Origin of the sequence: Pseudomonas sivasensis, assembly GCF_021391435.1 — a bacterium.
GTDB lineage: Bacteria > Pseudomonadota > Gammaproteobacteria > Pseudomonadales > Pseudomonadaceae > Aquipseudomonas > Aquipseudomonas sivasensis.
Genome location: NZ_CP090029.1, coordinates 6,005,312 through 6,028,435, shown reverse-complemented (window position 1 = coordinate 6,028,435; position 23,124 = coordinate 6,005,312). Strand labels below are relative to the sequence as shown.

General features: G+C 60.1%; 25 protein-coding genes and 1 other RNA gene. 13 read left to right on the top strand and 13 right to left on the bottom strand.

All coding sequences use genetic code 11. The features are described 5' to 3' along the window. Window positions 1–112: 112 nt before the first annotated feature. Window positions 113–562 carry an EVE domain-containing protein gene (locus LRO94_RS27515; protein ID WP_032884287.1) on the bottom strand — a complete coding sequence of 150 codons (450 nt, stop codon included), beginning with the start codon at window positions 560–562 and terminating at the stop codon, window positions 113–115. 194 nt (window positions 563–756) lie between these two features. Between LRO94_RS27515 and LRO94_RS27510 the strand changes: the two genes are divergently transcribed. After that, window positions 757–906 (top strand): hypothetical protein, encoded by a 150-nt coding sequence (locus LRO94_RS27510; RefSeq protein ID WP_010207387.1) that lies wholly within the window; start codon window positions 757–759, stop codon window positions 904–906. Between the two features lie 7 nt (window positions 907–913). Here the strand turns inward: LRO94_RS27510 and LRO94_RS27505 are convergent, their stop codons facing one another. From LRO94_RS27505 to LRO94_RS27490, 4 genes are all read right to left on the bottom strand, one after another. Further along, complete coding sequence (locus LRO94_RS27505; RefSeq protein WP_032884520.1) at window positions 914–1,543, bottom strand: 5-formyltetrahydrofolate cyclo-ligase; 630 nt, start codon at window positions 1,541–1,543, stop codon at window positions 914–916. 58 nt (window positions 1,544–1,601) lie between these two features. Then, window positions 1,602–1,780: non-coding RNA, 6S RNA (ssrS, locus tag LRO94_RS27500), on the bottom strand. A 30-nt stretch (window positions 1,781–1,810) separates the two neighbouring features. After that, the gene (locus LRO94_RS27495) at window positions 1,811–2,128 is read right to left on the bottom strand and encodes a cell division protein ZapA (RefSeq protein WP_027608375.1); all 318 of its coding nucleotides are present in this window, start codon (window positions 2,126–2,128) and stop codon (window positions 1,811–1,813) included. Continuing rightward, the gene (locus tag LRO94_RS27490) at window positions 2,125–2,334 is read right to left on the bottom strand and encodes a TIGR02449 family protein (RefSeq protein WP_007982902.1); all 210 of its coding nucleotides are present in this window, start codon (window positions 2,332–2,334) and stop codon (window positions 2,125–2,127) included. Before LRO94_RS27490 ends, LRO94_RS27495 begins: the two co-directional genes overlap by 4 nt. A 139-nt stretch (window positions 2,335–2,473) precedes the next feature. Here LRO94_RS27490 and LRO94_RS27485 point away from each other — a divergent pair, with 139 nt between their 5' ends. The 9 genes from LRO94_RS27485 (at window position 2,474) to gcvH (ending at window position 11,817) form a co-directional block, all read left to right on the top strand. After that, a complete protein-coding gene (locus tag LRO94_RS27485) occupies window positions 2,474–3,031 on the top strand; it encodes a YecA/YgfB family protein (protein ID WP_032884286.1) in 558 nt (185 codons plus the stop codon). A 20-nt stretch (window positions 3,032–3,051) separates the two neighbouring features. Beyond that, complete coding sequence (pepP, locus tag LRO94_RS27480) at window positions 3,052–4,374, top strand: Xaa-Pro aminopeptidase (protein ID WP_032884285.1); 1,323 nt, start codon at window positions 3,052–3,054, stop codon at window positions 4,372–4,374. Next, complete coding sequence (ubiH, locus tag LRO94_RS27475; protein ID WP_032884284.1) at window positions 4,371–5,558, top strand: 2-octaprenyl-6-methoxyphenyl hydroxylase; 1,188 nt, start codon at window positions 4,371–4,373, stop codon at window positions 5,556–5,558. The genes pepP and ubiH overlap by 4 nt, the downstream gene beginning before the upstream one ends. Continuing rightward, window positions 5,551–6,036, top strand: a complete 486-nt coding sequence (locus LRO94_RS27470; RefSeq protein WP_032884283.1) for a DUF4442 domain-containing protein — start codon at window positions 5,551–5,553, stop codon at window positions 6,034–6,036. Before ubiH ends, LRO94_RS27470 begins: the two co-directional genes overlap by 8 nt. Before the next feature lie 9 nt (window positions 6,037–6,045). After that, entirely contained in the window at window positions 6,046–7,263 is a 1,218-nt protein-coding gene (locus LRO94_RS27465; RefSeq protein ID WP_163033280.1) for a 2-octaprenyl-3-methyl-6-methoxy-1,4-benzoquinol hydroxylase, read from the top strand. 95 nt (window positions 7,264–7,358) lie between these two features. After that, window positions 7,359–8,363 (top strand): extracellular solute-binding protein, encoded by a 1,005-nt coding sequence (locus LRO94_RS27460; RefSeq protein WP_032884279.1) that lies wholly within the window; start codon window positions 7,359–7,361, stop codon window positions 8,361–8,363. A gap of 163 nt (window positions 8,364–8,526) precedes the next feature. Continuing rightward, the gene (locus LRO94_RS27455) at window positions 8,527–10,143 is read left to right on the top strand and encodes an ABC transporter permease (RefSeq protein WP_122754214.1); all 1,617 of its coding nucleotides are present in this window, start codon (window positions 8,527–8,529) and stop codon (window positions 10,141–10,143) included. A 156-nt stretch (window positions 10,144–10,299) separates the two neighbouring features. After that, window positions 10,300–11,382 (top strand): glycine cleavage system aminomethyltransferase GcvT, encoded by a 1,083-nt coding sequence (gene gcvT, locus LRO94_RS27450; protein ID WP_032884277.1) that lies wholly within the window; start codon window positions 10,300–10,302, stop codon window positions 11,380–11,382. A gap of 51 nt (window positions 11,383–11,433) precedes the next feature. After that, complete coding sequence (gene gcvH / locus LRO94_RS27445; protein ID WP_095185169.1) at window positions 11,434–11,817, top strand: glycine cleavage system protein GcvH; 384 nt, start codon at window positions 11,434–11,436, stop codon at window positions 11,815–11,817. A 46-nt stretch (window positions 11,818–11,863) separates the two neighbouring features. Here the strand turns inward: gcvH and LRO94_RS27440 are convergent, their stop codons facing one another. The 6 genes from LRO94_RS27440 to LRO94_RS27415 form a co-directional block, all read right to left on the bottom strand. After that, window positions 11,864–13,003, bottom strand: coding sequence for a DegT/DnrJ/EryC1/StrS family aminotransferase (locus LRO94_RS27440; protein WP_032884274.1), 1,140 nt, complete (start codon window positions 13,001–13,003; stop codon window positions 11,864–11,866). Window positions 13,004–13,166: 163 nt separating this feature from the next. Then, window positions 13,167–13,481: a DUF2388 domain-containing protein gene (locus LRO94_RS27435; RefSeq protein WP_003176799.1), complete on the bottom strand. Its 315-nt coding sequence runs from the start codon at window positions 13,479–13,481 to the stop codon at window positions 13,167–13,169. A 69-nt stretch (window positions 13,482–13,550) separates the two neighbouring features. After that, window positions 13,551–13,997 carry an NfeD family protein gene (locus LRO94_RS27430; protein ID WP_179179760.1) on the bottom strand — a complete coding sequence of 149 codons (447 nt, stop codon included), beginning with the start codon at window positions 13,995–13,997 and terminating at the stop codon, window positions 13,551–13,553. A gap of 10 nt (window positions 13,998–14,007) precedes the next feature. Next, a complete protein-coding gene (locus LRO94_RS27425) occupies window positions 14,008–14,928 on the bottom strand; it encodes an SPFH domain-containing protein (RefSeq protein ID WP_032884271.1) in 921 nt (306 codons plus the stop codon). 77 nt (window positions 14,929–15,005) lie between these two features. Further along, a complete protein-coding gene (locus LRO94_RS27420; RefSeq protein WP_179179761.1) occupies window positions 15,006–16,685 on the bottom strand; it encodes a GspE/PulE family protein in 1,680 nt (559 codons plus the stop codon). Between the two features lie 83 nt (window positions 16,686–16,768). Further along, window positions 16,769–17,107 carry a hypothetical protein gene (locus tag LRO94_RS27415; protein ID WP_032884268.1) on the bottom strand — a complete coding sequence of 113 codons (339 nt, stop codon included), beginning with the start codon at window positions 17,105–17,107 and terminating at the stop codon, window positions 16,769–16,771. 127 nt (window positions 17,108–17,234) lie between these two features. Between LRO94_RS27415 and LRO94_RS27410 the strand changes: the two genes are divergently transcribed. Beyond that, window positions 17,235–17,699: an Lrp/AsnC family transcriptional regulator gene (locus LRO94_RS27410; protein WP_032884266.1), complete on the top strand. Its 465-nt coding sequence runs from the start codon at window positions 17,235–17,237 to the stop codon at window positions 17,697–17,699. A gap of 92 nt (window positions 17,700–17,791) precedes the next feature. Here LRO94_RS27410 and LRO94_RS27405 read toward each other — a convergent pair whose 3' ends face one another. Next, window positions 17,792–19,159, bottom strand: a complete 1,368-nt coding sequence (locus tag LRO94_RS27405) for a CYTH domain-containing protein (protein ID WP_032884264.1) — start codon at window positions 19,157–19,159, stop codon at window positions 17,792–17,794. Window positions 19,160–19,317: 158 nt separating this feature from the next. Here LRO94_RS27405 and argE point away from each other — a divergent pair, with 158 nt between their 5' ends. Further along, entirely contained in the window at window positions 19,318–20,466 is a 1,149-nt protein-coding gene (argE, locus tag LRO94_RS27400; RefSeq protein ID WP_032884262.1) for an acetylornithine deacetylase, read from the top strand. 135 nt (window positions 20,467–20,601) lie between these two features. After that, window positions 20,602–21,903: an amino-acid N-acetyltransferase gene (gene argA, locus LRO94_RS27395; RefSeq protein WP_179179762.1), complete on the top strand. Its 1,302-nt coding sequence runs from the start codon at window positions 20,602–20,604 to the stop codon at window positions 21,901–21,903. Between the two features lie 132 nt (window positions 21,904–22,035). Here the strand turns inward: argA and tauA are convergent, their stop codons facing one another. Next, window positions 22,036–23,022 (bottom strand): taurine ABC transporter substrate-binding protein, encoded by a 987-nt coding sequence (gene tauA, locus LRO94_RS27390; protein ID WP_179179763.1) that lies wholly within the window; start codon window positions 23,020–23,022, stop codon window positions 22,036–22,038. Window positions 23,023–23,124 lie beyond the last annotated feature (102 nt).

The window sequence follows — 23,124 nt, the reverse complement described above, 5'->3', positions numbered from 1 at the left end:
CCTAGTTTGATCGGTGCTGCCCAAGGGGCGTTGATACCGATCAAATGAAGCGCAAGCCTAACCCGGTTAAGGGGCAGATGCATGCGTCGAGCGCGTGACCGCAGGGTTCTCGTCAGCGCAGCGCCAGCACCGTCGCCCATTGCTCGGCGGTGACCGGCATCACCGACAGGCGGCTGCCTTTTTGCACCAGAGGCAATTCGGCGAGGGCGGTTTGCTGTTTCAGGTAGCCGAGCCCCAGCACCTTGGGGAAGGTTTGGACGTGCGCGACGTTGATCGCAGTCCACGGGTTTTTCTCCGGGGTGGCTTTGGCGTCGAAATAGTGGCTGTCCGGTTCCAGTGCGGTCGGATCCGGGTAGGCCGCTTCGACAATTTTGCCGATACCCGCAATGCCTGGCTCTGGGCAACTGGAGTGATAGAAGAAAAACTCATCGCCCACGGCCATGGCGCGTAGGAAGTTGCGCGCCTGGTAGTTGCGTACGCCGTCCCAGCGCGCTTCGCCAAGCTTTTCCAGGCCGTTGATGGACAGTTCGTCGGGCTCGGATTTCATCAGCCAGTAGGCCATTTTTGGGCTCCTGAAAAAGGCAGTGGGCAAGTTGTCAGGCAATTTGATGACAAACCGACAGTCGGTTGGCGCCAAGGTTTGCGTGTTGGTTCACGTTACCGCAAAATGCCGGCCTTTAAGCTTGACGCAGCTGCAACGGACTACTTTGGAACGTTGTTGTCATCGTGTACGAGATGCCTGAAGGGGGGCAATCGATGCAACGTAAACCGGATTTACTATGGATTTTGGTGATTTTGTTTGGTCTGGGCGTCGTGACCACCGGGTATGCCCAAAGCTTGTGGTCGAACAAGACCGATGCTCCCGTTGAACTGGCTCAACAGCAGCCGCAACCGTTCAAGCGTTAACCCTTCTTCAAGACGCCGCTGCTTCAAGCGGCGTTTTTGCGACATACCACTGCTTATCAGTGACGGTGCCAGCCAATGGCACATCCCAACTGGCTTGTGCCAATCGATCGACCTTCTGACATTCATGGGCCAGGCCTAGCAGCGTCGGCTTGCGCCAGCTTTGACGGCGTGCCAGATACGCCAGGCTGCGGTCGTAGAAACCGCCGCCCATGCCCAGGCGGCCACCCGCGTCATCGAACCCCACCAACGGCAGCAACACCAGGTCCAGCGCCCACACCTTGCGTTGGCGCTTGGCATTGACCCTTGGTTCCAGAATCCGAAAGCGGTTGGGCAGCAGCTTGTCCCCAGGCTTCACGCGCTGGAACACCATCTTGGTACGCGGCCAAGCGCTGAGCACCGGCAGATAGGTGGCCTTGCCCCGGCGCTGAGCGGCGCGCAGCAGCAGGCGCGGATCGATTTCACCGTCCGTCGGTAGATACAAGGAAATATGTTTGGCCCGGCGAAACAGCGGGTGCTGTGCCAGTTGCCGATACAGGCCGTGGGCGGCTTGGCGCTGCTCGCTCGGCGTAAGGGCGCGGCGGGCGTTGCGTAACATGCGTCGAAGTTGCGGACGGGAAAGCGGCGCAGGTTCGGTCATGGTTTTTCGGCTCATAAAACAATGCCAGTCCTTAAGACTGGCATTGAGTTTGGAATTCAGGCTCCCCGACAGAACCGCTGTCGACTAAGCCCTTGAACCCGAAAGTTCAAGGTGGAAGAAGCAGTAGGCTTTAAGGCTTTCCGTCTAGCGGACATGCACACCAGCCCAACGTGCAACTTCCAGGGTAGTGCGAATCGGCTCCGGGACATCGCCGACTGGCAAGCACGCCAGGGAGTGGGGCGAGTATACCTTAAACAGTCGCGGGGATCAGCCCTTGGGTTGCTCTGTGTCGCTGGAAAGCACCAGATCAACACGTTCGAGCAGATCGCGAACCTGCTCGCGGGTCGAGCCGCTGGCCTGCACGTCAGGGCGTTCCTGCTTATGCAGCAGATCGTGGGTGATGTTCAGCGCGGCCATCACGGCGATACGGTCGGCGCCGATCACTTTGCCGCTGCTGCGGATTTCACGCATTTTGCCATCCAGGTAACGGGCGGCGCTCACCAGGTTGTTGCGCTCTTCCTGGGGACAGATGATCGAATATTCTTTGTCGAGGATCTGCACGGTGACGCTATTGCTTGAACTCATGAGTCTTGCTCCAGGGCCTTCAGGCGCGAAATCATCGATTCGACCTTACGCCGGGCGATTTCGTTTTTTTCAATGAGGTGAGCGCGTTCCTCGCGCCAGGTCTTTTCCTGAGCTAATAGGAGTCCGTTTTGACTCTTAAGTTGCTCGACCCGAGTAATTAGCAATTCGAGTCTGGCCATCAGCGCTTGCAGGTCGGTGTCTTCCATTGGGTTCCACTGGATTTTGTCTGATGAATGGCAACTGCAGGATAAACGATCTGACGCCCTTGATAGTCTTGGTACGTCTGCCGGTGCTAGGATACAGCGCTCCATTCTAGACATTGCGCCGTCTGGCGCCTAGCTCACCATGCCCACTAAGAACTCTCCGTACGACGCTTTTTCCACACTGCTGAGCACCAGCGGTCACCCATGTTCGCCTGCCGAACTGCACGGCGTGCTGTTGGGTCGCAGCTGCACCGGTGTTGGCTTTGATGCCGACAACTGGTTGGCCGATGTCGCCGAGCTGTTGGAAACCGAACCGACCGACAACGTGCGTAACGCGCTGATCGGCCTGCAAGAGATGGTCAAGGGCGAACTGACCGGTGATGACGTCACCGTAGTCCTGTTGCTACCGACCGACGACGCTCCGCTCACCGAACGCGCCGCCGCATTGGGCCAATGGTGCCAGGGTTTCCTCCACGGTTTCGGCGTGAACGCCGGCGGCCTGGAGCTGAGCACCGACGCCAAGGAAGTGCTGCAGGACCTCGCCGCGATCTCCCAAGTGCAAGATGCGCTGGAAGAGTCCGAAGACGGCGAAGGCGACTACATGGAAGTCATGGAATACCTGCGCGTCGCGCCGTTGCTGCTGTTCACCGAGACCAAGAAGTCCGCTGAGCCTGCTGCACCCAAGCCGTCGCTGCACTAAGAAAGGAAGCCCATCTGCCCATGATCCATATCCCCAAAGCGGAATACACCCGCCGCCGCAAGGCGCTCATGGCGCAGATGGAACCCAACAGCATCGCGATTCTGCCGGCCGCCGCCGTGGCCATCCGCAATCGCGATGTCGAGCACGTTTACCGCCAGGACAGCGACTTCCAGTACCTGAGCGGTTTCCCCGAACCGGAAGCTGTGATCGTGCTGATGCCCGGTCGCCAGCATGGCGAGTACGTGCTGTTCTGCCGCGAACGCAATGCCGAGCGTGAACTGTGGGACGGCCTGCGTGCCGGTACCGAAGGCGCAATCCGTGAGTTTGGCGCCGACGATGCCTTCCCTATCACCGATATCGACGACATCCTGCCCGGCCTGATCGAAGGCCGTGACCGGGTGTATTCGGCCATGGGCAGCAACGCTGAATTTGACCGGCACGTGATGGAGTGGATCAACGTGATCCGCTCTAAAGCGCACCTCGGCGCCCAGCCCCCGAACGAATTTGTTGCCTTGGATCATCTGCTCCACGACATGCGCCTGTATAAATCGGCGGCAGAAGTGAGGGTGATGCGCGAGGCCGCGCGGATTTCCTGCGCTGCCCACGTCAAGGCGATGCAGGCCAGCCGCGCTGGGTTGCATGAGTTCAGCCTGGAAGCCGAGCTGGATTACGAATTCCGCAAAGGCGGCGCGAAGATGCCGGCTTACGGCTCCATCGTCGCCGCCGGGCGCAACAGCTGCATCCTGCATTACCAGCAGAATGACGCGCTGCTCAAGGATGGAGACCTGGTGCTGATCGACGCCGGTTGCGAGATCGACTGCTACGCCAGCGACATTACCCGCACCTGGCCGGTCAACGGAAAGTTTTCACCTGAGCAAAAAGCGATCTACGAGATTGTGCTGGCCTCCCAGGAAGCCGCCTTTGCCGAGATCGCGCCTAATAAACATTGGAACCAGGCCCATGAGGCGACCGTGCAGGTCATCACCGCTGGGCTGGTTAAGTTGGGACTGCTGCAAGGTGACGTTGACGAACTGATCGCCAGCGAAGCCTATAAACCTTTCTATATGCACCGCGCCGGCCATTGGCTGGGCATGGATGTGCACGATGTGGGCGAGTACAAGGTGGGCGGTGAATGGCGGGTGCTGGAAGTCGGCATGGCGTTGACCGTGGAGCCGGGGATCTATATTTCGCCGGACAACCAGAACGTGGCGAAGAAATGGCGTGGCATTGGCGTACGCATCGAGGACGACGTGGTAGTGACCAAGCAAGGCTGTGAAATCCTGACCGGCGGCGTTCCCAAGACCGTCGTCGAGATCGAAGCGCTGATGGCGGCCTCCCGATGAGCCGGGTCAATCTCGCGATTATCGGCGGTGGCCTGGTGGGCGCCAGCCTGGCGCTGGCGTTGCAGGCCGGGGCCAAGGCGCGGGGCTGGAAGATCATGCTGATCGAACCCTTCGCTCCGGGCGACAGCTACCAGCCGAGCTACGATGCACGATCGTCGGCACTGTCGTTTGGCGCGCGCCAGATTTATCAGCGGCTGGGTATCTGGCAGGAGGTTTCCCGCCGAGCCGAGCCGATCAAGCAGATTCACGTGTCGGACCGTGGGCGTTTCTCCACCGCACGTTTGTCCGCCATGGAGGAGGGCGTGCCAGCACTCGGCTACGTAGTGGAAAACGCCTGGCTCGGCCAATGCCTGTGGCAAGGCCTGGACAAAGACGTGGTCAGTTGGCGCTGCCCGGCGGAAGTCACCCGCATGGAGCCGCTGCCCGACGGCTATCGCCTGACGCTCAACGATGAAACCGTGTTGGAATGCGACCTCGCCGTGCTCGCCGATGGCGGCCGATCCGGCTTGCGCGAGCAATTGGGCATTGGCGTGAAGACCCGTCCGTACAACCAGAGTGCGCTGATTGCCAACATCACTCCCAGCGAAGCCCATAACGGCGAAGCCTTCGAGCGCTTCACCGACGAAGGCCCGATGGCCTTGCTGCCGCTGCCAGACAACCGCTGCGCGCTGGTGTGGACGCGCATCGGTATGGACGCCCAGCGCCTGGCCGCCCTCGACGAACGCAGTTTCCTCAGCGAATTACAGAGCGTGTTCGGCTACCGTCTGGGCACCTTGAGGCAAGTCGGCGCGCGCCATCTGTATCCGCTGACCCTGGTGGAGGCCGAAGAGCAGGTACGTTCCCACCTGGTGATTCTTGGCAACGCCGCCCACAGCCTGCACCCAATTGCAGGGCAGGGCTTCAACCTTTCCCTGCGCGATGCGAGTGCCTTGGCCGAGGCCCTGCTCGCCGGGCCAGCGGTGCCCGGTGACCTGGCGACGTTACAGGCGTACCGCGAGCGCCAGCGTATGGACCAGAAGTTGACTGTCGGTTTCTCCGATCAGGTCACGCGCCTGTTTGGCAGTGCACAACCGCTGGTAGCGCTGGGCCGCAATATGGGCCTGCTGGGCCTGGATTTGTTGCCGCCGGCCAAACGCTGGTTCGCCCGTCAGGCCATGGGCTTGGGGACGCGTCCCGATGCGTAAGTGGCTGGTGGCGCGGTTGGGCAAGGCGCGCTTGCTGCGTTGGATCATGACCCTGTACCCGCCATACCTGGGCGCTGGCGTCAGCGTGCAGCATATGAGCGCGGATTTTCGTCACGTCAAAGTGCGCATGGGGCTGGGTTGGTACAACCGTAATTACGTCGGCACGCAGTTCGGCGGTAGCCTGTATTCGATGGTCGACCCGTTCTACATGCTGATGCTGATGGAAAATCTGGGCCGCGACTACATTGTCTGGGACAAGGCCGCGAGCATCGACTTTATCTCGCCGGGCAAAGGCCCGGTGTACGCCGAATTTTTCATCGACGAGGCCTTGCTTGACGAGGTGCGCCGACAGACCGAAGGCGGCGAGAAATACCTGCCTCACCTCACGGTCCAGATTCATGACGGCTCCGGCACCCTGGTGGCGCGGGTCGACAAAACCCTTTACGTGCGGCGCAAGCCGCAAGCGAGACAGGCTTAAACCATGGACATGCGCGCAGATGTGCTGATTGTCGGGGCCGGAATGGTCGGAAGCGCGCTGGCGCTGGCGTTGCAGGGCAGTGGCCTGCAAGTGCTGCTGCTCGATGGCAGCCCGCTGAGCGTCAAACCGTTCGACCGTGACGCGGCCTTCGAACCCCGCGTGAGCGCCTTATCGGCCGCCAGCCAGCGCATCCTGGAGCGCTTGGGCGTGTGGGACGGCATTGTGTCGCGCCGGGCCAGCCCTTACGGCGAGATGCAGGTGTGGGATGGCAGCGGCACTGGGCAGATCCACTTTTCGGCGGCCAGCGTGCACGCCGAGGTGCTCGGGCATATCGTCGAAAACCGTGTGGTGCAGGATGCTTTGCTTGATCGCCTGCACGACTGCGACCTGGGCCTGCTGGCCAACGCGCGGTTGGAGCAGATGCGCCGCTCCGGCGATGACTGGCTGCTGACCCTGGCCGATGGCCGCACCTTGCGCGCGCCGTTGGTGGTCGCCGCCGATGGCGCCAACTCCGCCGTGCGTCGCCTGACCGGCACCGCCACCCGTGAATGGGATTACTTGCATAACGCCATCGTCACCAGCGTACGTAGCAGTCAGCCGCACCAGCGTACGGCGTGGCAACGCTTTACCGACACCGGCCCGTTGGCGTTTTTGCCGTTGGTACGCGATGGGCAGGAAGATTGGTGTTCGATCGTATGGTCCACCACACCGGCTGAGTCCGAGCGCCTAATGGCCTTGGATGATGAAAGTTTTTGCCGTGAGCTGGAGCGCGCCTTTGAAGGGCGGCTTGGCACTGTGGTCAGTGCTGATCCACGGGTTTGCGTACCGTTGCGCCAGCGTCACGCCAAACGCTACGTGGCCGAGGGCCTGGCGTTGATCGGCGATGCGGCTCATGTGATCCACCCGTTGGCCGGGCAGGGCGTCAACCTGGGTTTCCTTGATGCTGCGGTGCTGGCCGAAGTGTTGCTGTCGGCTACTGAACGCGGCGAGCGTCTGGCGGATGTGAAAGTGCTGAGCCGTTATGAACGTCGTCGGATGCCCCACAACTTGGCGCTGATGGCCGCAATGGAAGGTTTTGAGCGGTTGTTCCAGGCCGATCAACTGCCGTTACGTTGGTTGCGTAACGCCGGGCTGAAGATGGTCGACCAGATGCCCGAAGCCAAAGCGGTATTTGTGCGCCAGGCCTTGGGCTTGACGGGCGATCTGCCAACACTCGCGAAACCCTGAGGCATCTGTGCAACATCTGGTAACGCCTCCACCGAGCGTTACCAAATGTGAGTCCCTATCATTTGCGCTCACTTTGCAAATGAGAGACCGCACCCATGTTGGCACCCAAGCGCCTACTGACTGCCCTGGCACTCACCCTGATCGGCAGCACGACTGTGCAGGCAGCCGACGAAGTGGTGGTCTACTCCTCGCGCATCGACGAACTGATCAAACCCGTGTTCGATGCCTACACCAAAAAGACTGGCGTCCAGGTGAAGTTCATCACCGACAAGGAAGCCCCGCTGATGCAGCGCATCAAGGCCGAGGGCGAAAACGCTACCGCCGACCTGTTGCTCACCGTGGATGCCGGCAACCTCTGGCAGGCCGAGCAAATGGGCATCCTGCAACCCTTCACCTCGCCCGTGATCGACAAGAACATTCCTCTGCAATACCGCTCATCCGCCCACGCTTGGACTGGCTTGAGCCTGCGTGCGCGGACCATCGCCTATTCCACTGACCGGGTAAAACCGGGTGACTTGACCACCTACGAAGCCCTGGCCGACAAACAGTGGGAAGGTCGTCTGTGCCTGCGCACGGCGAAAAAGGTCTACAACCAGTCGCTCACCGCGACCCTGATCGAAACCCACGGCGCGGCCAAGACCGAAGAAATCGTCAAGGGCTGGGTGAATAACCTCTCTACTGACGTGTTCTCTGATGACATCGCCGTGCTGGAGGCGATCAACGCCGGGCAGTGCGACGTGGGTATCGTCAACACCTACTACTACGGCCGCCTGCACAAGCAGAAGCCGGACCTGGCTGTGAAGCTGTTCTGGCCGAACCAGGGCGACCGTGGTGTGCATGTGAACCTGTCGGGTATCGGCTTGACCAAGCACGCGCCACACCCGGAAGCCGCCAAGGCTCTGGTGGAATGGATGACCACACCTGAAGCGCAGAAGATCTTTGCCGATGTGAATCAGGAGTTCCCGGCCAACCCGGCTGTACCGCCGTCGGCCGAAGTGGCGACCTGGGGCAAGTTCGTTGCGGACACCTTGCCGGTGGAAGTGGCGGGTAAGCGCCAGGCTGAAGCCATTCGCTTGATGGATCGCGCCGGCTGGAACTAAGTACAATTTGTAGGACGCCGCAGATCCAAATGTGGGAGGGGGCTTGCCCCGATGGCGGAGGATCAGTCACCGATGAGTCGACTGACATTCCGACATCGGGGGCAAGCCCCCTTCCACATTGGGTTGTGGTGATTTCAAGATCTTCATTATCGAGAACCCACCTTTGGCCCACCCCGCCCAACGCCGCTGGTACCTGCCGGTTTTCACCGTCGCTGCCCTGGTGCTGCTGCCGCTGAGCGTGCTGTTGCTGTCCTGGCAAAGCATCGATGCGCAAATCTGGTCCCATCTGTGGGAAACCCAGATGCCTCGCCTGCTGGGCAATACCCTGACCCTGGTGGTTGGGGTGGGTTTGGGCGTGACCCTCTTGGGCGTAAGCCTGGCTTGGCTCACTAGCCTCTGCGAATTCCCCGGCCGGCGCTGGCTTGACTGGGCGTTGATGCTCCCCTTCGCCATCCCCGCCTACGTGCTTGCCTTCGTCTTTGTTGGCCTGCTGGATTTCGCAGGCCCAGTGCAGACCCTGCTGCGAGAGTGGTTCGGCACCGGTCTGCGCCTGCCTCGCGTGCGTTCCACCAGTGGCGTGATCATCGTGTTGGTGCTGGTGTTCTACCCCTACGTCTACCTGCTGGCGCGCACTGCATTCCTGGCCCAGGGCAAAGGCCTGATGGAAGCCGCGCGAGTGTTGGGGCAATCGCCGTGGCAAGCGTTCTGGCGCGTGGCGCTACCCATGGCGCGGCCGGCGATTGGCGCCGGGGTCGCCCTGGCGTTGATGGAAACCCTGGCGGATTTCGGTGCGGTCTCGGTGTTCAACTTCGATACCTTTACCACCGCGATCTATAAAACCTGGTACGGCTTTTTCAGTCTTTCCAGCGCAGCCCAACTGGCCAGCCTGTTATTGCTGGTGGTGATGCTGGTGCTGTACGGCGAACGGCGTGCCCGTGGCGCGAGCCGTCCCAGCAATGAGCGGCCTCGGGGCAAGGCGCTCTACCACCTGCGTGGGTTCAAAGCGTTAGCCGCCAGTGCCTGGTGTGGGCTGGTGTTTGCGTGCGCCTTTGTCATTCCGGTGCTGCAGTTGATCGCGTGGTTCTGGCAGCGCGGCCGGTTCGACCTGGATGAGCGGTATTCGGGTCTGATCGTCCATACCCTCTATCTCGGTGGTATCGCGGCATTGATCACGGTCAGCGTGGCGTTGGTACTTGCCTTCGCCAACCGCCTGTCGCCGACCCGGGCGATTCGCTCCGGTATCAGCCTGGCCAATGTTGGCTATGCATTGCCGGGTTCGGTGCTGGCGGTGTCGATCATGTTGGCGTTCAGTTATCTGGACCGCGAACTGGTGGTGCCGCTGTCCGGCTGGCTCGGTGGTGCGGGCAAACCGCTGTTGCTGGGCAGCCTGTCGGCGCTGGTGCTGGCGTATCTGGTGCGTTTTCTGGCGGTGGCCTACGGGCCGCTGGAAAATAGCCTGGCGCGCATCCGGCCTTCGTTGCCGGAAGCAGCGCGTAGTTTGGGCGTGAGTGGGCCGCGACTGTTTTGCAAAGTGTATCTTCCGCTGTTGCTACCCGGCACCCTGAGTGCTGCGCTGCTGGTGTTCGTGGATGTGCTCAAGGAAATGCCCGCAACCTTGCTGATGCGCCCGTTCGGCTGGGACACCCTGGCGGTGCGGATCTTTGAAATGACCAGCGAAGGCGAGTGGGCACGGGCTTCGCTGCCGGCACTGACACTGGTACTGGTGGGCCTGCTGCCGGTGATCGGGCTGATCCGACGCTCTGCCCGACCAATCGGTTAGGTGTCAGTCCTACGGCTTGAGGCTACAATGCGCGGCATTCGGTGCGCTCCGCCTTTCGGATCGGGTCGTTGTACGTGGCTGCAGCCCTTGTAATTCAAGGTCTTCAGCACGAACAGCAACGCTGCGCACCTTCGCCAAGCCCGGAAGGAGAAACCCATGGGACAGCGTACGCCTCTGTATGACCTGCATCTCGCCCTCGGCGCGAAAATGGTCGATTTTGGCGGTTGGGATATGCCTTTGCATTACGGCTCGCAAGTTGAAGAGCACCATCAGGTGCGACGCGACTGCGGGGTGTTCGATGTATCTCATATGACCGTGATCGATATCAGCGGCCCCCAGGCCAAGGAATGGCTCCAGCACCTGCTGGCCAATGATGTCGAACGTTTGCATGGCTGTGGCCGTGCGTTGTACAGCGCCATGCTCAACGAGCAGGGCGGCGTGGTGGACGACATGATTGTCTATCGCACTGATGCCGGGTACCGGTTGGTGGTCAACGCCGCCACTCGTGACCAGGACATCGCCTGGATGCAGGCGCAACTCGGCAGCTATCAAGTGCAACTGCACGAGCGGCCCGAGTTGGCCATGCTCGCCATTCAAGGCCCCCATGCTCGGCAGAAGATCGCCGAGTTGGTCACCCAGTCTCGCGGCACCCTGATCCACCAGCTCAAGCCATTTGAAGGCGAGGCCGACGGCGATTGGTTTATCGCCCGCACGGGTTACACCGGCGAAGACGGCCTGGAAATTGTGTTGCCTGCCGATCAGGCACCGGGATTTTTCAACGATCTGGTGGGTGCAGGCATCTCACCTATCGGCCTCGGCGCGCGGGACACCCTGCGCCTGGAAGCCGGCATGAACCTGTACGGCCAGGATATCCACCAGAACGTTTCGCCCCTGGCGGCCAACATGGCGTGGAGTATTGCCTGGGAACCAGCCGAGCGCGATTTCATCGGGCGTGCGGCGCTGGAAGCAGAGCTGGCCGCCGGTGTGCAGTTCAAACTGGTCGGGCTGGTACTGGAAGAACGTGGGGTTTTACGCGCTCATCAGGTAGTTCGCATCGCCAATGTTGGCGAAGGTGAGATCACCAGTGGTAGTTTCTCTCCTACGCTGAGCAAATCCATTGCCTTGGCGCGTGTACCGACGGCAACTGCCGACCGGGCCGAAGTGGAAATCCGCGGCAAGTGGTACCCGGTTCGAGTGGTCAAACCGACCTTCGTGCGCCATGGCAAAACCTTGATCTAACTATTTCCGGCAGGCCGATGGCCGCTGACACTACTTCTGAGGACACAGACTATGAGCAATATCCCGGCCGACCTGCGTTTTGCCGAGAGTCATGAATGGGCCCGTCTGGAAGCTGACGGTACCGTGACCGTCGGGATCTCCGACCACGCCCAGGAAGCGTTGGGTGATGTGGTGTTTGTTGAGTTGGCCGAAGTCGGCGCCCAGTTTGGCGCGACTGATCAGGCAGGTGTGGTGGAGTCGGTCAAGGCCGCTTCGGATATCTACGCCCCGGTTGCAGGCGAAGTGATTGCAGTCAACGAGGAACTGAGTGGTAGCCCCGAGTTGCTGAACTCTGACCCTTACGGCGCCTGGATCTTCAAGCTCAAGCCAAGCAACCCGGCTGATCTGGAAAAACTGCTGGATGCTGCTGGTTACAAAGCCGCCATCGGCGAGTAACACCGCACATAACCCTGTAGGCGCCGGCAAGCCGGCCCCTATAGGGTTAGCGTTTGAGCACCGCTTTCACTGCCGCCACCGACCGCTCCACATCCGCCTCAGTCATCGCCGTGAACATCGGCAATGAAACAATCAAGCGCCCAACCTTTTCCGCCACCGGGAACATGCCTTCCTTGAAACCCTGTGCCCGATAAAGGCTCAGCAGGTGGATCGGTGGGTAGTGATAACCAATGCCCACGCCATGAGCCTGCATCTGTTCCATGAACGTTGCGCGGGCCGGCAGGCCGTCCTGACGCTCCGGCAGCACTAGCTGGAACAGGTGCCAGTTGCTGTTTTCGAAGTCGGCGGGTGGCAGTTGTGCGCCGTACTTCTCTTCAAAGTCACTGCCGAAACACTTGAAATAGTGCCTCGCCAGGTTCTGGCGGTGGGCGGTGATTTTCTCGATATGGGCAAACTGCCCCAGGCCAATGGCCGCAGCGATATCGGTCATATTGAACTTGCCACCCAGCACATCAACATCCAGGCCGTCGAAGCCGGTACGGGTGACGCCCTGCAGGCGGTATTTTTCTGCCAGGCGTGCCTCTTCGGCGCTATTCAAAACCAGGCAACCACCCTCGGACGAGGTGATGTTCTTGTTGGCCTGGAAGCTGAACGAAACGAAGTCCCCGGTGGCGCCAATGCGTTCGCCATCCCAACTGGAGCCAAGGGCCTGGGCCGCGTCTTCGACGATACGCAGTTTGTACTTGTTGGCCAGCGCGTAAAGCATTGGCATATCCAACGGCAGCCCGGCCAGGTAAACGGGGATGATGGCCTTGGTGCGCGGTGTGATCGCGGCTTCCACCTGGGACAGGTCGATATTGCGGGTGATTGGGTCGATATCGGCGAACACAGGTGTGGCACCGACTTCCAGAATCACGTTGGCCGTTGCCACCCAGGAAATCGGTGTGGTGATGACTTCATCCCCAGGCCCGATACCGGCGATGCGCAAGGCAATCTCCATGGTGCAGGTGCCCGAGTTGAAGGTGCGAACGTGGCGCCCGCCAAAGTATTCCGACAGCTGCGCCTCGAACGCCTGCACCTTCGGCCCGCTGGTGATCCAGCCCGAACGCAATACATCGCCCACCGCCGAGATGGTGGCTTCATCGATGGTGGGTTTGGAGAACGGCAGAAAGGGCAGTTGGCTCATAACGACGAATGCATCCGTTTCAGGTTGGCGATGAGTACGGGAGGTATCAGTGCCGGCATGGTTGCACGGCTTGACTGAATATAGCCTGTCACCTGTGAATGAATCGTCATGTTACGGGCAAAAAAATGCCGCTTCAAAAGCGGCATTCTTCAGAGTGCGGAAATCACTCGGTGACAGCGTTTTTCGCGAGGATAGCGTTAGCCAGCTCCATATCCGTGGCCTGCAGGCCAGGATTGTCGGCGCGGACTTTCTGCATGGCGGCTTCCAGGTATGGGCCACGGATGCCGCCGTCGCTGGCAACAAAGCTGCCTGCGTCGTCTTGTGCGGCAACGACCAGCTTGTGGTCCTTGAAGGTCAGGTACGTCGAGCCGGTGGTGGCGCCCGACGAGATGACATTGCGCCAGAAACTGTCGGCCATGGCTGAACCGACAGGAAGGGAAAGCACAGCAAGGGTAGCGACAGCATATTTGAGACGCATGGTGGGTGACTCCGGGTGGGTGATCTGTACCGTTTGATTGTAGTTAGCCCAACCGAGTTCCATCACTGACTAAACAGTTTCTACCTTCAAAATCACGCCATCCAGACCAACCACCCGTACTTGAGCGCCTGCAGGGCTGTCAGGACCGGTCACCATCCATACGCCATCACCGACTTTTACCTTACCCCGACCGCCCGCGATCGCCTGGTGCACTACAAATGTGCGGCCGATCAGCTCCGAGCCGCGCTCGTTGAGCCCCGGTTGGTCACTGGCCTTTGCGCTGCTTCGCTGGCGTTTCCACCAGTAGACCGCTGTCAATATCGACAACACGGCGAACAGCAGCAGTTGCCATTCCGGTCCCAGGGGCGGCATCAGGAACTTGATAACGCCTACGGCTGCTGCTGCGATACCCATCCATAGCAGGTAACCACCGGCGCCGAACACTTCAAGAATCAACAGCACTGTACCCAGCGCCAGCCAATCCCAGAATGAAAGATGCTGCAGGAAATCCCACATGGCGACGGCCTCAACCTTTCTTGTTATCGAACGTTGCCTTGACGATCTCGCCGATGCCGCCCACCGCACCGATCACCTGGCTGGCTTCAAGCGGCATCAGGATGACCTTGCTGTTGTTGGCCGAGGCAAGTTTGCCCAAGGCGTCGATGTATTTTTGCGCAACGAAGTAGTTGATGGCCTGCACGTTACCGGTGGCGATGGCCTCGGAGACCACCTGGGTTGCACGGGCTTCAGCCTCTGCTTGACGCTCACGGGCTTCAGACTCCAGGAATGCGGCTTGGCGTCCACCTTCAGCTTCAAGAATCTGTGCCTGCTTCTTGCCTTCGGCAGTTAGGATTGCCGATGCTCGCAGGCCTTCGGCCTCAAGGATTTGCGCACGCTTGATCCGCTCGGCTTTCATCTGGCCGGACATGGCGGCCATCAGGTCGGCGGGCGGGCTGATGTCTTTGATCTCGATACGGGTGATCTTGATGCCCCACGGAGCGGTGGCTTCATCCACGGTGCGCAGCAGTTTTTCGTTGATGCCGTCACGCTGGCTGAGCATGGCATCCAGCTCCATGGAGCCGAGCACGGTGCGGATATTGGTTTGCAGCAAATTGCGGATGGCGTGTTCGAGGTTGTTGACCTCGTAGGCGGCCTGGGCGGTATTGACAACCTGGAAGAAACACACGGCGTCGATCTGTACGGTGGCGTTGTCGGCGGTGATGACTTCCTGGGGTGGAATATCCAGCACGCTCTCCATCACGTTGATCTTGCGACCGATGCGATCCATGACCGGGATGATGATGTTCAGGCCAGGCTTGAGGGTGTTGGTATAACGGCCGAAACGCTCGACGGTCCACTGGTAGCCTTGAGGCACCACCTTGAAGCCCATGAATAATATGGCGGCGGCCAAGCCCACGAAAAGAAGCAGTACGGTTCCGATCTGCATAGCGATTCCCTATCTGATGGTGTCAGTTAAACGACTGTTGGCCGAGTGTAACGGTGTTGTCACAGATAAGAACGATTTCAGCGCGCCGTAACCAAAGGATTTGTTACCGAATCCCCAGGCGTTACTCGCAACACTTCGGCCATCGTGGTCAGCCCAGCTTGCGCCTTCCTCAATCCGGCCATGCGCAGGCTGCACATGCCTTGCGCAATAGCTGCCTGGCGTAAGGTCTGCACGTCGGCGCCCGGAGTGATCAGTGCTTTGATCGACTCATTCAACACCATGATTTCGTAGACCCCTGCGCGTCCCCGGTACCCGCTGTTCCGACATTCCGCACATCCGACGGCCTCGTGGACATCGCCCGTCGAGCGCTTGCAATGGGGGCACAGCACTCGTACCAAGCGTTGCGCCATAACACCCAACAAGGTGGCCTTGATCAAATAATGAGCGATGCCCAGTTCCTGCAAGCGGCTAATGGCGCTGGGCGCATCGTTGGTGTGCAGCGTCGAGAGGACCAAGTGCCCGGTCAGTGCGGCCTGGATAGCCATTTCTGCGGTTTCCTGATCGCGAATCTCGCCGATCATGATGATGTCCGGGTCTTGGCGCAGCAGAGCGCGGATGCCGCTGGCGAAGGTCAGGTCGATGTTGTGCTGCACCTGCATCTGGTTAAAGGCCGGCTCGACCATCTCGATCGGATCTTCCACCGTGCACAGGTTGACCTCCTGGGTCGCCAGTTGCTTGAGCGTGGTGTAAAGAGTGCTGGTCTTGCCTGAGCCGGTAGGACCGGTGACGAGGATGATGCCGTTGGTCTGGCGCGTCATCGCGTGCCAGCGGTGCTGGTTCTCGGTGGATAAACCCAACTGGTCAAAATCCTTGAGCAGCACCTGGGGGTCGAAAATCCGCATCACCAGTTTCTCGCCGAAGGCTGTGGGCAAGGTCGACAGACGCAACTCAACTTCTGCGCCCGTCGGGCTTTTGGTCTTGACCCGGCCATCCTGGGGCTTGCGCTTTTCTGCCACGTTCATCCGCCCCAGGCTTTTCAGGCGGCTGACCACCGCCATCGTCACCTGGGGTGGAAATTGATAGACGTCGTGCAGCAGCCCATCAATGCGAAAACGTACCCGGCCCTGCTCACTGCCAGGCTCGATATGAATATCGCTGGCCCGCTGTGCGAAGGCGTACTGCAACAGCCAGTCGACGATATTAACGATATGTGCGTCATTCGCGTCCGGCTCCTGGTCGCTGGCGCCAAGGTTCAGCAACTCGAAGTTACCCGGCACCGCGACCTTTTGATCGGCCCCGCTGACGGACTTCGCCAGCCGGTAAAACTCGCTGATACACCGCTGGATATCCTGAGGGTTTGCAACCACTCGCTTGATCGAACGCTTGAGTACTTGCGCCAGTCCGGATTCCCAACTGCTGACGTGGGGCTGGGCGCTGGCGACGGTAACGGTATGCGCATCCACGGCCACGGCAAGAATGGCGTGGCGCTGGGCGAACGCGTGGGACATCAGTGGCACCACTGTTGCGACATCTATCTTCAACGGGTCGATACGCAGATAAGGTTGCCGGACACGCTGGGCAAGCCATTGGGTCAGGGTTTCCAGGGAAGGCCCATGGGCGGCGATGCGCTCCAACGGGTGTTGAGCGTTGTCGGGGCGCGCCGCCGATAACCGCTGCGCGGCGTCGGGAGTGATCAAACCTTCCTCCACCAAGGCCGGCAGCAACGCATGCAGTTCCAATCGCTGATCAACAGACATGAAGGTGTTCCTGGGTAGCCTTGGACGAAATTTCAGGCTAGCCAGCTCCCGAGTTTCATCCTCCCAGTGTGTGTTGCAGGTCTTTACTGAGCGGCTGCAACCACCGCTATAGGCCCCACGGAATCAGCTGACCACATGTCCAGAGCGCACACGCTGATCAGGTTTCGAATCTTTTCACCGATGACTTGGGCCCGATGCCAGCTCAGGCCATCGATCACGATATCGATGTTCAGCAGGTCGTCTTCCCGATTCACGGCGACGTGCCGAGGCGTCAGAAACTGCAACGCAAAATAGTTGAGTACTCGGCACAACACATCGGGCTCCGCCTCGGCGACGATCTGGTAGTGCGCCTGGCAATGGGCGCTGGTGACAGCCCACGCATCGGCGCGCGCAGCAGGTTGGATGGTTTCGACGGCGTGCATGCTGACTCTCCAGATTCGATGGAAGGAATTTTTACATTCGCCAGCGGAGATTTCTTATCTAAGATGGGCATGTTTTGCTAAAAATCGAATAGATCAATTCAAGTTCGATTCAGTAATAGGTATTTCTATGCATAGCGAGTTAGACGCTTACGACCGTCGCATCCTGGCCCTGTTGCAGGAGGACGCTTCGCTTTCCAGTGCACAGATTGCCGAACAGGTGGGTTTGTCCCAGTCGCCATGCTGGCGACGAATCCAGCGGCTGAAGGAGGAAGGTGTGATCCGCGGGCAGGTGACGTTGTTGGATCGCAAGAAGATCGGCCTCAACACGCAGATTTTTGCCGAGGTCAAACTCAACGCCCACGGCCGATCCAACTTCACTGAGTTCACCGATGCGATTCGCGGCTTTCCGGAAGTGTTGGAGTGCTATGTGCTAATGGGGGCGGTGGATTTTCTGCTGCGCATCGTGACGTCGGACATCGAGGCGTACGAGCGGTTTTTCTTTGAGAAATTGTCGATGGTGCCGGGGATTCAGGAGGTGAATTCGATTGTGGCGTTGTCGGAAATCAAGTCCACCACTTCCCTGCCAGTCTAGCGCTGACAGCGGGGGCTTCATCGGGGGCAAGTCCCCCCCCCACAGTTGAAACGCGTCAAAATGTGGGAGGGGATTGCCCCCCGATGGTGGTATTACAGACGCAGAAGAGTCTTCCAGGCACGGTTCTGATACACCGCAATCGCCTGATGCATACGCGCATCCAGCGATTCATCAGTGATCGGCTGGTTGGCCAATTGCGCCAACTTGTTCAGTTCGCCGTACAAACGGTCCAGCTCAGGAATATCCACCACGTTACGCGCATGGTGCAGCCAGGCCTGGATGCGTTCGATACGCGGCAGTTGCTCGGCCAGGTCTTCCGGTTGTTGCTGGTAGCGCGGCAGTTGCAGGGCGACGGCATCTTCGGCCAACAGGCGTGGCAGCCAGTTGGTGATTTGCGCAGCGCCCTGACGGTTGCCACGCACGTTGCGGTCGGCGGTCCAGGTGCGGGCGAGCAGCCATCGCGACAGGTTCAGTGAGAACAGGCCCCAACGCACGTCTTCCAACTCTTCGACGAATTGCTCCGGTGCGGCTTTGCGGATGTCTTCATCGTCGTCACCGGCTTGTACCAGTGGGCGCCAATCTTCCAGCAAGGCATCGAGTACGCTGCGCAGTTCGCTGGTGGATTGACGCGGTGCGGCCTGGCCGAGGCTGCCGATCAGGGCGCGCAATTCGCCGAGGTTGTCGACCCAGTCTTGCAGCAGGCGCCAGTGGCCATTGAAGCGATATTGTTCGGCCAGGCGTTGGCTGCTGCCCAACAGGTGCCACATGATCGCGGCAAAGGCGTCGTCCAACGGCATTTCGGCGTGGATCTGCGGCGCCGGCAGGCTCAGGGAGTAGCTGCTGGCGTCGTACAGGCGATAGCCGCGCTCGGCCTTGCTGATATCGCACGGCATCAGGGCAAGCGTCGCGGCCAGTTCAGCGGCCAGCTCCAGCAAGGCCGCTGGTTCGCCTTCGCGCAGTTCCAACTCCAGCTCGCAGATTTCTTCTTTCTGTTTGCCGACCACCACGTGGCCCAAGTCCAGGGCGGCTTCGATCACGACTTTGGCCTTACCGCGGCCCCAGGCGATTTCAGCGCGTTCACGCACGAAGTCGGTGGTGAAGATCGGCTTGAGGGTCTTCTTGTCCAGCTCGGCCAATTGCTCGGGCCAGCATTCGCCGTCGAGTTTCTTCACGTCGAGCTTGGCTTTGGGCAGGTCCCAGTTGTACTCATTGCGTTCCGACAAACCGGCGACGCTTTGGCCACGGGTCTTGAGGGTCTGGATAATGTCGTCACCGTCTTTGCGCAGGCGCAGGGCGACTTTTGCCTGGGCCAGGTCGCGCTCGGGGGTGTCAAAGTACTGGTTCATCAACTCACGGCGTTCCCAGCCACTTTTGTTGCGTTTTTTCAGTAACGGGTGCTCACGCAGCGCGGCGAGTGTTTCGCGGCTGACGCGTAGCTTGATTTCGGTTTCTTTCTGCATGGCCGGAAAATCCAGGATCGGGAGCGCAGCCGGGGAAAAGTGTGGCTGCCAAGGTCGTGCAGTGTACAGGACTGAGCCCGGCAACGTGCCGCAACGGTTTATTGTGTCGTGCAGATGGCTCTATAGTGGGGCTCATCCGGGAAGTTGAGAGACCGCGCATGCCGTTACCGTCCATGAAAGAGCAGTTTGCCGCCTTGATTGCCGCGCCGTCGGTCAGTTGCACCCAAGCGTCTCTCGACCAGACCAACCGGCCCGTGATCGATTTGCTCGCCAGTTGGCTGGGTGATCTGGGTTTTGCCATCGACATCCAGCAAGTCAGCCCCGGCAAGTTCAACCTCTTGGCCAGCTTCGGCAGCGGCCCCGGTGGACTGGTGCTGGCCGGTCATAGCGACACCGTCCCTTATGACGCCGCCCTGTGGAAAACCGACCCGCTCAAGCTGACGGAAGTCGACGGCCGCTGGGTAGGATTGGGCAGTTGCGACATGAAGGGCTTTTTCGCCCTGGCCATCGAAGCCGTGTTGCCGCTGCTGGACCAACCGTTCAAGCAACCGCTACTGATCCTCGCCACCTGCGACGAAGAAAGCTCCATGTCCGGCGCCCGCGCGCTGGCCGAAGCCGGGCGCCCTCTGGGCCGTGCGGCGGTGATCGGCGAGCCCACCGGGCTCAAGCCGATCCGCCTGCACAAGGGCGTGATGATGGAGCGCATCGACATCCTTGGGCGCAGCGGCCATTCGTCGGATCCAAGCCTGGGCCACAGCGCCCTCGAAGCCATGCACGATGCCATCGGCGAGTTGCGTGGCCTGCGCCTGGCCTGGCAGCGCGAGTACCGCAACCCGCAATTCAGCGTACCGCAGCCGACCATGAACTTCGGCTGTATCCACGGCGGCGACAACCCGAACCGCATCTGCGGTCAGTGCTCCCTGGAGTTCGACCTGCGGCCCTTGCCGGGCATGGACCCACAGGTGTTGCGTGCAGCCATCCGGCAGAAGCTCGAACCCTTGGCCGAGCGGCATCAGGTCAAGATCGACTATGCGCCGCTGTTCCCCGAGGTGCCGCCGTTCGAACAATCGGAAGACGCCGAACTGGTGCGGGTTGCGGAACGATTGACCGGTCATCGTGCCGAAGCAGTAGCGTTCGGCACCGAAGCGCCTTATCTTCAGCGCCTTGGTTGTGAAACCCTGGTGCTTGGCCCTGGCGACATCGCCTGCGCCCACCAACCGGGTGAGTACCTCGAAATGTCACGCTTGACGCCTACAGTGCGTCTATTGCGGGAACTGATCGACCATTACTGCCTGAAACCTGCATAAATTAACCCCAGCCTATTCGTACATAGAAGGAGAGCGAGCGTGTCGCCAAGCCTGTTCCGACGATAACCATCAGCCCGCTGTGCGTTTTCACGATTCATCCTTTTTTGGCTGCTTTTTATTACAGGCCCAGGTGTTATGCCCGAATACGTCAATTGGCTTCGTCACGCTTCGCCCTACATCAACGCCCACCGCGACTGCACTTTTGTAGTCATGCTGCCTGGCGACGGTGTGGACCATCCCAACTTCGGCAATATCGTCCACGACCTGGTGCTGCTGCACAGCCTGGGCGTGCGGTTGGTGCTGGTTCATGGCTCGCGCCCACAGATCGAAGCGCGCCTTGAAGCGCGCGGCCTGATCCCGGCTTATCACGAAGGTATGCGTATCACCGACGCGCCGACGCTGGAATGCGTTATCGACGCCGTCGGCCACCTGCGTATCGCTATTGAAGCGCGCTTGTCGATGGACATGGCCTCGTCGCCGATGCAAGGCTCGCGCCTGCGCGTGGCCAGCGGCAATCTCGTGACCGCGCGCCCGATCGGCGTGTTGGAAGGCGTGGACTATCACCACACCGGCGAAGTGCGTCGGGTCGACCGCAAAGGTATTAATCGCCTGCTGGACGAGCGCTCCATCGTGCTGCTGTCGCCATTGGGTTACTCGCCTACCGGTGAAATCTTCAACCTGGCCTGCGAAGACGTCGCCACCCGCGCCGCCATCGACCTGGGAGCCGACAAACTGTTGCTGTTCGGCGCCGACCCCGGCCTGATCGATGAAAATGGCCGGTTGGTGCGCGAACTGCGTCCGCAACAAGTACCGGCTCACCTGCAACGCCTGGGCAGTAGCAACTACCAGGCCGAACTGCTCGATGCCGCGGCCGAGGCTTGCCGGGGCGGGGTAGGGCGCAGCCATATCGTCAGCTACGCCGAAGATGGCGCGCTGCTCACCGAACTGTTTACACGCGATGGCGGCGGCACGCTGGTGGCCCAGGAGCAATTCGAACTGGTGCGCGAAGCGGCGATCGAAGACGTCGGTGGTTTGCTTGATCTGATCAGCCCGCTGGAAGAGCAGGGCATCCTGGTACGCCGTTCGCGGGAAGTGCTGGAGCGTGAAATCGAGCAGTTCAGCGTGGTCGAGCGCGAAGGCATGATCATCGCCTGTGCGGCGCTTTATCAGATTGCCGATTCGGATGCGGGTGAGCTGGCGTGCCTGGCGGTGAACCCGGAGTATCGCCATGGCGGTCGTGGTGATGAGTTACTCGAGCGCATCGAAACACGCGCCCGTGCCCAAGGCTTGAAGACCTTGTTCGTCCTCACCACTCGCACCGCGCACTGGTTCCGTGAGCGTGGTTTTGTACCGAGTACTGTGGACCGACTGCCGTCGGCGCGGGCGTCGCTGTACAACTATCAGCGTAATTCGAAGATTTTCGAAAAGGCGCTGTAAACCCGATCTTCAAAGCGCTGGAGATCCAAATGTGGGAGGGCGCTTGCTCCCGATGGAGGTGTATCAGTCAGAGAGATGTCGACTGATACACCTCCATCGGGAGCAAGCCCCCTCCCACGTTTTTTACCGAGTTTAGTCTTTGATGAATTTGTCGGTCACAAAGGCTGAATAGTCCGGTAGCACCGTCTCAACCTTCCCCTGCTCCTTCAAGAATTTCGCTGTCTCCCCAATCGCCTTCGCCGTGCCGCCTTTGAGCAGCGCATCGGTTTGCTGCGCTTGGGCATCCGGGAATGTGGTGCCTGCCAGCAGCTCGGGAATGTCCGCGGCATTAGAGCCTGTCAATTTGGCGATTTTCTGCATCGGCTCCGAGTCCACCGTCCAGCTGTCTTTATGGGCGGCATAATCGGCGAACGCGTCCAGGGTCACCTTGGCAAACTTGGCCACTGCCTCAGGATGTTTCTCCGCAAAATCCTTGCGCGCCACCCAGACTTCAAACGTCGGAGCACCCCACTGGCCCACCTGGGCCGCGTCAGTCAGGGTTTTGCCGGTCTTGCGGATTTCTCCCAGCGCAGGCGACCACACGAAGGCTCCATCGATATCCCCACGTTTCCACGCAGCGGCAATTTCAGCCGGTTGCAGGTTGACCACTTTGACTTGCTTGGTGCCCAGACCCCAGTGCTTCAAGGCGCCGAGCAGGCTGTAATGAGACGTCGAGACAAAGGGCGTCGCGATCGTCTTGCCGATCAAGTCTTCGGGTTTATCGATGCCGCTGCCGTTGCGAACTACCAGGGCTTCAGAACTATTGATCTGCGCCGATACGATGAACGCGACGATGGGTAGATTGCGCGAGGCAGCAGCTGCCAGGGGGCTGGACCCGAGGTTGCCGATTTGCACATCGCCGGAGGCGATGGCCGTTACGACTTCCGGACCACTGTTGAAGCGGCGCCAGGCAATCTTCTCGCCAATGGCCTTTTCATAGGCGCCATCGGCCTGTGGGACCTTGCTGGGATCGATGCCGGTTTGGTAGCCGATGGTCAAATCGGCGGCTTGGACAGCAAAAGAAACTATTAGTGACACAAAAACTGTAACAAATTGACGGGAGGATATGCGTTTGGCCATGATGGCGTCGCCTTTTTGATCGTGGGTGACGTATGCAGCAGAGTCGTCACACTAATCGATCTAAAAAAGCGCTAATAAATACCCTTTAGGAATTAGCTTATG

Bases quoted from the DNA above. Each gene is read 5' to 3' on its own strand.
- pepP (WP_032884285.1), top strand. From the start codon at position 3,052: ATGATCCATATCCCCAAAGCGGAATACACCCGCCGCCGCAAGGCGCTC.
- LRO94_RS27510 (WP_010207387.1), top strand. From the start codon at position 757: ATGCAACGTAAACCGGATTTACTATGGATTTTGGTGATTTTGTTTGGT.
- LRO94_RS27420 (WP_179179761.1), bottom strand. From the start codon at position 16,685: ATGTCTGTTGATCAGCGATTGGAACTGCATGCGTTGCTGCCGGCCTTG.
- LRO94_RS27425 (WP_032884271.1), bottom strand. From the start codon at position 14,928: ATGCAGATCGGAACCGTACTGCTTCTTTTCGTGGGCTTGGCCGCCGCC.
- LRO94_RS27470 (WP_032884283.1), top strand. From the start codon at position 5,551: ATGCGTAAGTGGCTGGTGGCGCGGTTGGGCAAGGCGCGCTTGCTGCGT.
- LRO94_RS27485 (WP_032884286.1), top strand. From the start codon at position 2,474: ATGCCCACTAAGAACTCTCCGTACGACGCTTTTTCCACACTGCTGAGC.
- ubiH (WP_032884284.1), top strand. From the start codon at position 4,371: ATGAGCCGGGTCAATCTCGCGATTATCGGCGGTGGCCTGGTGGGCGCC.
- LRO94_RS27405 (WP_032884264.1), bottom strand. From the start codon at position 19,159: ATGCAGAAAGAAACCGAAATCAAGCTACGCGTCAGCCGCGAAACACTC.
- tauA (WP_179179763.1), bottom strand. From the start codon at position 23,022: ATGGCCAAACGCATATCCTCCCGTCAATTTGTTACAGTTTTTGTGTCA.
- LRO94_RS27440 (WP_032884274.1), bottom strand. From the start codon at position 13,003: ATGAGCCAACTGCCCTTTCTGCCGTTCTCCAAACCCACCATCGATGAA.
- gcvH (WP_095185169.1), top strand. From the start codon at position 11,434: ATGAGCAATATCCCGGCCGACCTGCGTTTTGCCGAGAGTCATGAATGG.
- argA (WP_179179762.1), top strand. From the start codon at position 20,602: ATGCCCGAATACGTCAATTGGCTTCGTCACGCTTCGCCCTACATCAAC.
- LRO94_RS27505 (WP_032884520.1), bottom strand. From the start codon at position 1,543: ATGACCGAACCTGCGCCGCTTTCCCGTCCGCAACTTCGACGCATGTTA.
- gcvT (WP_032884277.1), top strand. From the start codon at position 10,300: ATGGGACAGCGTACGCCTCTGTATGACCTGCATCTCGCCCTCGGCGCG.
- LRO94_RS27495 (WP_027608375.1), bottom strand. From the start codon at position 2,128: ATGAGTTCAAGCAATAGCGTCACCGTGCAGATCCTCGACAAAGAATAT.
- LRO94_RS27430 (WP_179179760.1), bottom strand. From the start codon at position 13,997: ATGTGGGATTTCCTGCAGCATCTTTCATTCTGGGATTGGCTGGCGCTG.
- LRO94_RS27415 (WP_032884268.1), bottom strand. From the start codon at position 17,107: ATGCACGCCGTCGAAACCATCCAACCTGCTGCGCGCGCCGATGCGTGG.
- LRO94_RS27515 (WP_032884287.1), bottom strand. From the start codon at position 562: ATGGCCTACTGGCTGATGAAATCCGAGCCCGACGAACTGTCCATCAAC.
- LRO94_RS27490 (WP_007982902.1), bottom strand. From the start codon at position 2,334: ATGGAAGACACCGACCTGCAAGCGCTGATGGCCAGACTCGAATTGCTA.
- LRO94_RS27460 (WP_032884279.1), top strand. From the start codon at position 7,359: ATGTTGGCACCCAAGCGCCTACTGACTGCCCTGGCACTCACCCTGATC.
- argE (WP_032884262.1), top strand. From the start codon at position 19,318: ATGCCGTTACCGTCCATGAAAGAGCAGTTTGCCGCCTTGATTGCCGCG.
- LRO94_RS27410 (WP_032884266.1), top strand. From the start codon at position 17,235: ATGCATAGCGAGTTAGACGCTTACGACCGTCGCATCCTGGCCCTGTTG.
- LRO94_RS27435 (WP_003176799.1), bottom strand. From the start codon at position 13,481: ATGCGTCTCAAATATGCTGTCGCTACCCTTGCTGTGCTTTCCCTTCCT.
- LRO94_RS27465 (WP_163033280.1), top strand. From the start codon at position 6,046: ATGCGCGCAGATGTGCTGATTGTCGGGGCCGGAATGGTCGGAAGCGCG.